The 8,372-nt window shown below is 62.9% G+C and carries 8 protein-coding genes; 1 reads left to right on the forward strand and 7 read right to left on the reverse strand.

Annotated features, from left to right (window positions below; translation table 11 throughout):
- Positions 1-547 precede the first annotated feature (547 nt).
- Complete coding sequence (locus tag JNK99_RS11680; RefSeq protein WP_291853164.1) at positions 548-1,969, forward strand: DEAD/DEAH box helicase; 1,422 nt, start codon at positions 548-550, stop codon at positions 1,967-1,969.
- Positions 1,970-2,074: 105 nt separating this feature from the next.
- Here the strand turns inward: JNK99_RS11680 and JNK99_RS11685 are convergent, their stop codons facing one another.
- The 7 genes from JNK99_RS11685 to JNK99_RS11715 form a co-directional block, all read right to left on the reverse strand.
- Positions 2,075-2,593, reverse strand: coding sequence for a LapA family protein (locus JNK99_RS11685; protein ID WP_291853166.1), 519 nt, complete (start codon positions 2,591-2,593; stop codon positions 2,075-2,077).
- Between the two features lie 124 nt (positions 2,594-2,717).
- The gene (gene mtgA / locus JNK99_RS11690) at positions 2,718-3,410 is read right to left on the reverse strand and encodes a monofunctional biosynthetic peptidoglycan transglycosylase (protein ID WP_291853169.1); all 693 of its coding nucleotides are present in this window, start codon (positions 3,408-3,410) and stop codon (positions 2,718-2,720) included.
- Positions 3,407-4,246 carry a shikimate dehydrogenase gene (gene aroE / locus JNK99_RS11695; RefSeq protein ID WP_291853172.1) on the reverse strand — a complete coding sequence of 280 codons (840 nt, stop codon included), beginning with the start codon at positions 4,244-4,246 and terminating at the stop codon, positions 3,407-3,409. Before aroE ends, mtgA begins: the two co-directional genes overlap by 4 nt.
- A complete protein-coding gene (locus JNK99_RS11700) occupies positions 4,243-5,133 on the reverse strand; it encodes a TonB family protein (RefSeq protein ID WP_291853175.1) in 891 nt (296 codons plus the stop codon). The genes aroE and JNK99_RS11700 overlap by 4 nt, the downstream gene beginning before the upstream one ends.
- A 1-nt stretch (position 5,134) precedes the next feature.
- Complete coding sequence (locus JNK99_RS11705) at positions 5,135-7,048, reverse strand: RNB domain-containing ribonuclease (protein ID WP_291853178.1); 1,914 nt, start codon at positions 7,046-7,048, stop codon at positions 5,135-5,137.
- Between the two features lie 8 nt (positions 7,049-7,056).
- On the reverse strand, positions 7,057-7,629 hold the full coding sequence (locus JNK99_RS11710; protein ID WP_291853181.1) for a YqiA/YcfP family alpha/beta fold hydrolase: 573 nt from the start codon (positions 7,627-7,629) through the stop codon (positions 7,057-7,059).
- A 1-nt stretch (position 7,630) separates the two neighbouring features.
- Positions 7,631-8,372: undecaprenyl-diphosphate phosphatase (locus JNK99_RS11715; RefSeq protein ID WP_291853184.1), on the reverse strand; the 742-nt coding region annotated here is incomplete at its 5' end.

Below are 8,372 nucleotides of genomic sequence, written 5' to 3' on the forward strand. Positions count from 1 at the left end.
GATCGTCTTGCGCATCCCAGGGAGGGCCTCTTCCAGACCAAACCGTACCTCGTCCGCTAACTTATCTGTCTTTCCCATCGTCTCTCAATGTGTTGCCTCGTAATAATCAGAGATTACATTAAAAGTGATGGGTGGTAAGCCTGGCGAGGACAAGCCACCGGAGACAGGAGATTGGGCTGCTCGCCGTGCCTCTCGACGAACCTCACGTACCTCCGGTTGGTGGCGCGATCGCCAGACCGGAGCCTGCGACGAAGTCGAAACTCGACAGCAGGCGTTGCGGTGTTATAATGCGCGCCGCACGACGCAGCGATCTGTGCCGTGCCCCGCGCATCGCGAACCTGGCCGTAACTCTCAAGCCCTCCTGCCTTCTGGTGTCGATTCAATCAGCGCCGTTCCGGCACAAAGCTTTTGTACTGATTGGTGCTGGCTGCCGTTGATCGGACAGAGTCTGTCTCTCAGCTTTTCGTTGGTTGGCGTTGCCCCCTCTTGATTCAACAGCGCGTCCCGCCGTTGCGGCGGCGCGCGCCACATCCATTCGAAAGAGAACATGACTTTTGCAGAAATCGGCCTTCATCCGGCCATCCTCGCCGCCCTCACCGATTCCGGCTACAGCGTGCCGACAGCGGTGCAGATACAAGCCATTCCCGCAGCCATCGAGGGCCGCGACCTGATGGTTTCCTCGCAAACCGGCTCCGGCAAGACCGCCGCCTTCATGCTGCCCGCCTTGCACCATCTGGCGCTGCAGGAACGCCCGCCAGGCGGTCCGCGCAGCCTGCGCCAGGAACGCCGCCCGGCGGCGGCGCGCGGCTACGAGCGGCAGCGCTTTCAGGCGGCGCAGCCGCGCATGCTGGTCCTCACGCCGACCCGCGAACTTGCCCTCCAGGTCACCGCGGCAACCGAGAAATACGGCCGTCAACTGCACCAGGTGCGGGCTGTGGCCATCCTCGGCGGCATGCCCTATCCGAAGCAGATGGAACTGCTCGGCCGCAACCCGGAGATTCTGGTTGCCACTCCCGGCCGTTTGATCGACCACATGAGTTCTGGCAAGATCGACTTTGCCCGGTTGCAGATGCTGGTCCTCGACGAGGCCGACCGCATGCTGGACATGGGCTTCATCGAAGACATCGAGCGGATCGTCGCGGCCACTCCGGCCACACGGCAGACCATGCTCTTCTCGGCGACGCTTGACGGCACGGTCGGCGAGATGGCGCAGCGCATGACGCGCAACGCCCTGCGCATCCAGGTCGACGCCCCTTCATCCAGACACGAACACATTGAACAGCGGATGCATTTCGTCGATGACCTGGCGCACAAGAACCGCCTGCTCGATCACCTTCTGCGTGACGCAGCGATCGACCAGGCGCTGGTATTTACCGCCACCAAACGCGATGCCGACAACGTCAGCGATCGCCTGAACGTCGCCGGGCTGAACGCCGCTGCGCTGCATGGCGACATGCATCAGGGTGCCCGCAACCGCACACTCGCCGCCGTCCGGCGTGGCCAGGTGCGAATCCTGGTCGCCACCGACGTCGCGGCGCGCGGCATCGATGTGCCGACCATCACTCACGTCTTCAACTACGATCTGCCAAAGGCGGCCGAAGACTACGTACACCGCATCGGCCGCACCGGTCGTGCCGGGCGGAGCGGCCTCGCGATCTCGCTGGTGCATCATGCCGAGCAGTTCAACGTCAGAAAGATCGAGCGCTTTATCAGGCAGCCGATTCCGGTCGAAGTGGTTGCCGGGCACGAGCCGACCCGTCACCCGGCTCCGGCCAAGCCGCGTCCCCCCGGGAAACCGGCCTGGCAAGGCGCTGACAAGCGCACTCCGGGCCTGCCGGCCGGACAGGCCGACAAGCGCTTCGCCAAACCCGCCGCGCCCTGGCGCGATGGCCTGTCGCGCACCGGACGCCATGACTCGCCACAGAAGGCCAGCCACGGCGGTGGACGCCGCGCCTACGGCGAGCGCTGAGTCTCACCACTCCGTCGTCGCCACACACCCTCGTCAGACACGATTTTCGGCAGGCCACCCTGCCGAAAATCCCGTTCCATTCTCCCTCGTCCCGACGGGCAGGGCTCAGTAGGCGCCCGGTTGACGACGGGCGGCCAGCTCATCCTTCCGCTCGAGGCGATCTTCGAGTTCGCCAATACAGGCGGCAAGACCGTTGCCCGACTGTTCCACGGCTTGCAAGAGCGCCCTCTCCAGGCGGTCGAGCCGGTCCAGGAGTGCGGCATCAGTTGCTGCAGATCCGGCTGCGCCACGGCCAGCCAGTTTCTGCAGCTCCCTCTCAAGAAAGCCGCGCAGCTCGGTAAAGCGCGAGGCTTCGGCCTTGTCCGCCAGTTCCCGGTTGAGTTGCAGTTCCTGTGCATGGCGCCGGGAGTCGAAGAGCGCCGAGGCCTGCACGTAGACGATGAACACCAGGAAGAAGGTGCCGAGAAAACCGACCACACCCAGCATGATCACCCCGAGTGGCGCCTCCACTTCGGCCAACCCGAGGGACAACGTGGTGGGTGCGATGAAGGCATTCCAGTTGAGCGCCGAGAAGGCTGCGATGGCGCCAAGGATCAGCAAGAGAAAAACGGTGCGAAGCTTCATGAACGGTCACTCCTTGATTGCTCGCCGGAACAGGCGAGCGAAAGATTGATGGAACCCGGATAGTAGCGCAGGCCTGCCGTTCGCCAAGCAGCCAGCGACGAACTGGTGGCAGAGCAGGGCGCCTTCAGGGGAGATCGGCAGACGGCATGCGGGCGAGAATGATCGCCGTCTTCCTGGCCAGCCCGGGTGCATTACGGTTGCGGTCATAGAAACGCGGGCTGGGAACCATTCCGGCCAGGCGCGCGGCCTGCTCGGCCGACAACTGCGCGGCCGCAATTCCGTAGTAATGACGCGCCGCAGCTTCGGCACCGAACACCCCGCTGCCCCACTCAATGACATTCAGATAGACCTCGAGAATCCTCCGTTTGCTCCAGGTCGCCTCGAGCATCAGGGTGATCACCCCTTCTTCCAGCTTGCGCCAGGGCGTCCTCGACGGAGTCAGGAAAAGGTTCTTGGCCAATTGTTGCGAAATGGTCGAACCGCCAGCGACGATGCGCCCCTTTTTCTGGTTCTTCTCCAGCGCGTGCTGGATACCGTCCCAGTCGAAACCTTCGTGATCGACGAAACGGGCATCTTCGGAGGCAATGATCGCCCGCTTGAGGTTGGTCGAAATCCGCTCGTAGGGAATCCACTGCTTCTTCAGTTGTGCCTGCGGTTGCAGCAAGCGCAGTTCCTCGAGGCGAATCTCCATGAACCTCGTGGTATCCGGATCGATCCAGTTCCACCACAGCACCCAGCCAAACAACCAGAACTGATAGAACAGCAACAGCGCGAGGCAGCCTGCCAGCAACCGCTTTGCCCAAAGCAGATATTTCATCTGGTCACCAGCGCACCGGAGGTAGCGGCGCGCAACCAGGCAATCACCAACGCCGTCTCGGGACGTACCCCTCGCCACACGGCGAATGCCTCGGCTGCCTGTTCGGCCAGCATGCCGAGACCATCGGCCAGATACGCCGCACCCTGATTGCCGGCCAGCGTGAGAAAGGGGGTCGTCTGCTGGCCATACATCATGTCGTAAGCCAGACTGCCCGACGCAAAAACCCCAGCGGGCAGCGGCAGCATGACGCCGCCAAGACTCGCCGAGGTGGCGTTGATCACCAGGTCGAAGGAAAGACCGGCCAGTTCGGGATAGGCGCAGCCGCGCCGCTCGGCCGCTCCGGACAAGCACCGGGCAAGATCGCGGGCCTTGCCCGCGGTGCGGTTGGCGATCACCAGCAAGGCCGGATTGGCATCGAGCAGCGGTCCCGCGACGCCACGCGCAGCACCACCGGCGCCGAGCAGCAGGACACGCTTCCCGGCGATCGGCCGGCCGAGATTGTCGATCAGATCGCGCAACAAGCCGGCGCCATCGGTATTGTCGCCCAGCATCTGGTCCGTGCCGAAAACCAGCGTATTGACGGCACCGGCGCGCTCCGCCCGGGCAGTCAGCCGTGTTGCCAGTCGATAGGCTTCCTCCTTGAACGGTACGGTGACATTGGCTCCGCGACCGCCGGCCGCAATGAACGCGTGCACGCTGTCGGCGAAGCCCTCTCTCGGCGCCAGGATCGCCTCGTAACTGAGATCCTGCCGGCACTGGGCAGCGAAGGCCGCATGAATCGCCGGCGATTTGCTATGACCAACCGGATTGCCAAAGACACAGTAACGGTCGGTCATCGCTTGGTCGCCTTGGTTTCCAGACTGTCGCGCTGAGTGAAATTCCAGGTACGTGTAATGACCAAGGTATCGGTATCGTGCAGGATCGCCGGCGGAAAGGCAGCAAACGGAGCGGCCATGGCGACGATCCGGCGAGCGGCATCGTCGAGTACCTTGTGGCCTGAAGAGCGATTTATTTCAACGCCGTCGATCGTGCCGTCGCTGCGGATCGTCACGGTCAGGACCAGGCTGCCGTACAGCTTGCCACGTGCTGCTTCCGGGTAATTGAGCGTCCCTACACGTTCGACCTTGAGCCGCCAGTCTTCGAAGTACTGCGCGAAGCGGTACTCCATCGCGCTGGTACCGATGAATTTCTTGCGTGGCCGTTTGTTGTAGTCATCGAGTTCCTTGGCAATCTCGCCTTCGAGGCGGGCCATTGCCAGAGCGCTTTGTGCCAGATCGCGACCACTGAGATTGGGTACCGGATCGGGCTGTGCCTCCTGTTCGGTCTTCGCGCTGACCACCGTCTTGCTGTGCGCCTGGGCCGCCAGCCTCTGCTGATGTGCTTCGAGCGCATGGATGCGCTTCTGCGAGTGATCGAGGTCGTCGCCCTCCTGATGTCTGGGTGCCGGCGGTAGCGGCGTTTTGGCGCGACGCTCCTGCTCGGTATTGCCGCCATTGTCGAGATGGGCTTGTGCCTGCACCTGTGCGTCGGCGGGGGCGCGCGCCGAACGGCTGTTCACCAGAATGACGTCGAGCGCCCGGTCCTTGAAGACACGTGAAGCATCAGGGAACTTGAAGTGCACCGCAAGCAACAGGCCATGCAGCAGCAATGAAACACCCAACGCCAGCCACAGCCGGAGGCTGGCAAACCATCCCACAGCCCGCTGACGCGATCCGTTGCTCACCTCAATCGAACGCCTCCCCCACCTCTTCTGCGGCCTTGTCATCACTGCCGGCTGCCGAAGACAATGTCTCGACGTAGCGGCAGCCGAGGGCAAGCGTCAGATAGTCGATTGATTCGATACGCAGGCAGACGCGCTGCCCGGGCTTGAGTTCGGGCGCCGACGGCAGCCGCTGGACGAGCGGCAGATCGTCCAGCCTGGCCAGGTTGTCGCGCCCCATGGTCGCCACGATGCTTTCGACCCCCTGCTGGCGCAACCAGCGCAGACACCAGTAGCGCTCCATGTTGCGCTGGAACTCGGCATAGGCAGCATAGGTCAGCTCGAAGTCGCGCAGCGCGGCGAACAAGGCGTCCGAGCGGGCGGCAAAGGGCGGCGTGTCACCATTCAGGCAGGCGATCAGTTGCCATTGGTTGAGCAGGTCGACGTAACGCCGCAGCGGCGATGAAGACCAGGCGTACTGTTTCACCCCGAGCCCTTCGTGCGCCTGGGGCGAAGTGCTCATGCGCACCTTGCCGCCGGTCTGCACGCGATAGATCGCGGGCACTCCCTTGCTGGCGAGCCGGCCACCCCACGTACTGTTGGCAACAATCATCAGCTCGGCAACCAGTTTGTCAAGAGGACTGCCGCGCCGGCGGGCAGAAATCTCGATCCGACAGGATTCCGCATCGGCGAGGTCACCGGTCACACGAAAATTGTAGTCGTGATTGCCCGGTACTGCCGACGGTTTGCCCCGCCGGCCCTCGCAAGCGTTGGCGAGTTGCCAGAGCGTCAGCAAGTGGTCGCGAAAGGCAAACTCGGGCAGACCACCAGCAATGGTCTGCTCGTTGAACAGCGGTTCGATGTCGTGATGCCGCAGATTGGCCACTACCGGAACGATTTCCAGACGCGACTCATCGGCGATGATCTCGAACTCCGACGTCACCGTCAGGTAGAGCGAGACCGCCGGGACAGCGCGCCCGCTGGCGAGAGTGTAGCGTTCAACCGCCGAGTCGGGCAGCATGGTGAACTTGTTGCCAGGCATGTAGACCGTCGACAAGCGCTCGCGAGCGATCTCATCAAGTGGCGAGCCCGGAGCGATACCCAAGGCCGGAGCAGCGATGTGGATGCCGACCCGCCAGCCTACTCCGGGTAAGGTCTGCAGCGAAAAGGCATCGTCGATTTCGGTGGTCGTCGCATCATCAATCGAAAACGCCTGCACGTCTGCGCGCGGCAGGTCGACCGGCACTGACGGCGGCGGGATCGCCGGAAAACCGGTGCCGCGCGGGAATTGTTCGAGCAGGAAGCGCTGCAGATGATAGTCGTGCGCCGAGCGAATCGCACCGCATCGTTGCAGGAGGTGGGCTGATGAAAGCCCGGTTTGACTGCACGCCGCTTCCAGCGCCTTGGTCTCGCTGCGGTTGCGGTCCGGTTTGTAGAGCAACTGCCCGAGCATCGGCGGGAACTCCGGCGGCAGGACAAAGGCAGTCAGCTGGGCGGTCATGTGCTCGATGCTCAGTGCCTGCTGGCGCTTCTTTTCGAGCCCGGCGAGGGCAGCTTGCAGAATGCCGGCGGGAGCCTTGCGGAAACGACCCCTGCCCTTGCGATGAAAATAGATTGGCGCCGCATGCAGGGCCAGCAGCAGCGCCACCGCCTCGACCGCACCGACAAGATGCCCGAAGTACTCGCTGGCAAAATCGGTGAAGGAAAACTCGCCCTCACCCAGACACTCCCACAGGAAGTCGGGTTCGATCCCGGCGGCGAGCAACCCGGCCTGATCGAGCAGGCTGGCTGGCGCCGGTTCGTTGTAGCGCAGCAGGACATTGGCCGACTTGATCTTGCTGCGCTTGCCGGAGGCCGTCTCGACCTGCAGGGAAGTGTCGTTGTCGGTCACAACGGTGGCCGCCTTGAAAGCCCCGTCTTCTTCGAATAGAACATGCATCCCAGCGATTATAACCCGCAGAATTCAATGATTTGGGACACGAAGTCGGGGAAGCTGAGAAAGCTGTGATCACCCCCCGGCAAAATGATCTGCCGGCTCCCGGCGTAGCGCGCCACCGCCTGGCGGTAATCGAGCACTTCATCGCCGGTCTCGACCAGCAGTAGATAGCGTGAAGGCGTGACACGGGGCGCTTCGAGGGCGCGCAGTTGAGCGACGTGTGCGGCGGTAAACTCGAAGGCATCGCCGGTATGCAAATTGCGGTGCATTCCGACCAGCCCGCCGAGCAATTCCGGCGCCATTACCGCAGGGTTGATCAGGGCGGCGCGCAGATCGTGCTTCTCCGCCAGCCAACTCGCATAGTAACCACCCAGGGAGCTACCGACCAGTGTCATCGGACCACCGGCGTCAGCCAGCAGAGATTCTGCACAGGCAATCGCCGCCAGGGGTACAGGCGGCAGCATCGGGCACACGAAACGATCGCCAAGACCGGCAACCGCCAGACGTTCACCGAGCAATCTGGCCTTCCACGATGCCGGCGAAGAGCAGAAACCGTGCAGATAGAGTATGCGCGGACCGACCACCTCAACCACTCGTCCACGAGATCACGTCATAGTGCCAGGTGATCAGAACGACAATGCCGAAGGCGATGCGGTACCAGGCAAACACCGAGAAGTCGTGCGTACTGATGTAGCGCAGGAGCTCGCGCACCGCCCAGAAGGCCGAGAGAAAGGAAGCTATGAAACCGACGACCCACATCCCGAGATCATCGAAGGACAACAGGGCGCGCTCCTTGTAAAGCTGGTAGAGACTTGCCCCGATCAGTGTCGGCATGGCCAGAAAAAAGGAGAACTCGGTTGCCGCACGTCGCGACAGCCCGAAGAAAAGGCCGCCAATGATCGTCGCACCCGAGCGCGAAGTGCCCGGAATCAGTGCCAGCGCCTGGGCAAAACCCAGCTTGATGGCATCGATTGGCGACATGTCATCGACCGACTCGATGCGAATGCGGTGCTCGCGACGCTCGGCCCAAAGGATGAACAGGCCGCCGACGATGAAGGCAGTCGCCACCACCGGCGCGTTGAACAGGGTGGCCTTGATGGCCTTGCCGAACAACAGCCCGATGATTGCCAGGGGCAGGAAGGCCAGCAGGACGTTGAGCGCAAAGCGCTGCGCCGCACGGTCGCTCGGCAGGCCAAGCAGAACCTGGCCAATCTTCACCCGATACTCCCAGCAGACGGCAAACATGGCACCCGACTGGATCACGATCTCGAACAATTTGCCGCGCTCGTCGTTGAAATCGAGCAGGTCGCCGGTGAGGATCAGGTGA

It is taken from the genome of Accumulibacter sp. (genome assembly GCF_016789985.1).
Classification (GTDB): Bacteria; Pseudomonadota; Gammaproteobacteria; order Burkholderiales; family Rhodocyclaceae; genus Accumulibacter.

Coding starts and splice junctions, on each gene's coding strand:
- JNK99_RS11685 (WP_291853166.1), bottom strand. CDS start 2,593: ATGAAGCTTCGCACCGTTTTTCTCTTGCTGATCCTTGGCGCCATCGCA.
- JNK99_RS11705 (WP_291853178.1), bottom strand. CDS start 7,048: ATGCATGTTCTATTCGAAGAAGACGGGGCTTTCAAGGCGGCCACCGTT.
- JNK99_RS11680 (WP_291853164.1), top strand. CDS start 548: ATGACTTTTGCAGAAATCGGCCTTCATCCGGCCATCCTCGCCGCCCTC.
- mtgA (WP_291853169.1), bottom strand. CDS start 3,410: ATGAAATATCTGCTTTGGGCAAAGCGGTTGCTGGCAGGCTGCCTCGCG.
- aroE (WP_291853172.1), bottom strand. CDS start 4,246: ATGACCGACCGTTACTGTGTCTTTGGCAATCCGGTTGGTCATAGCAAA.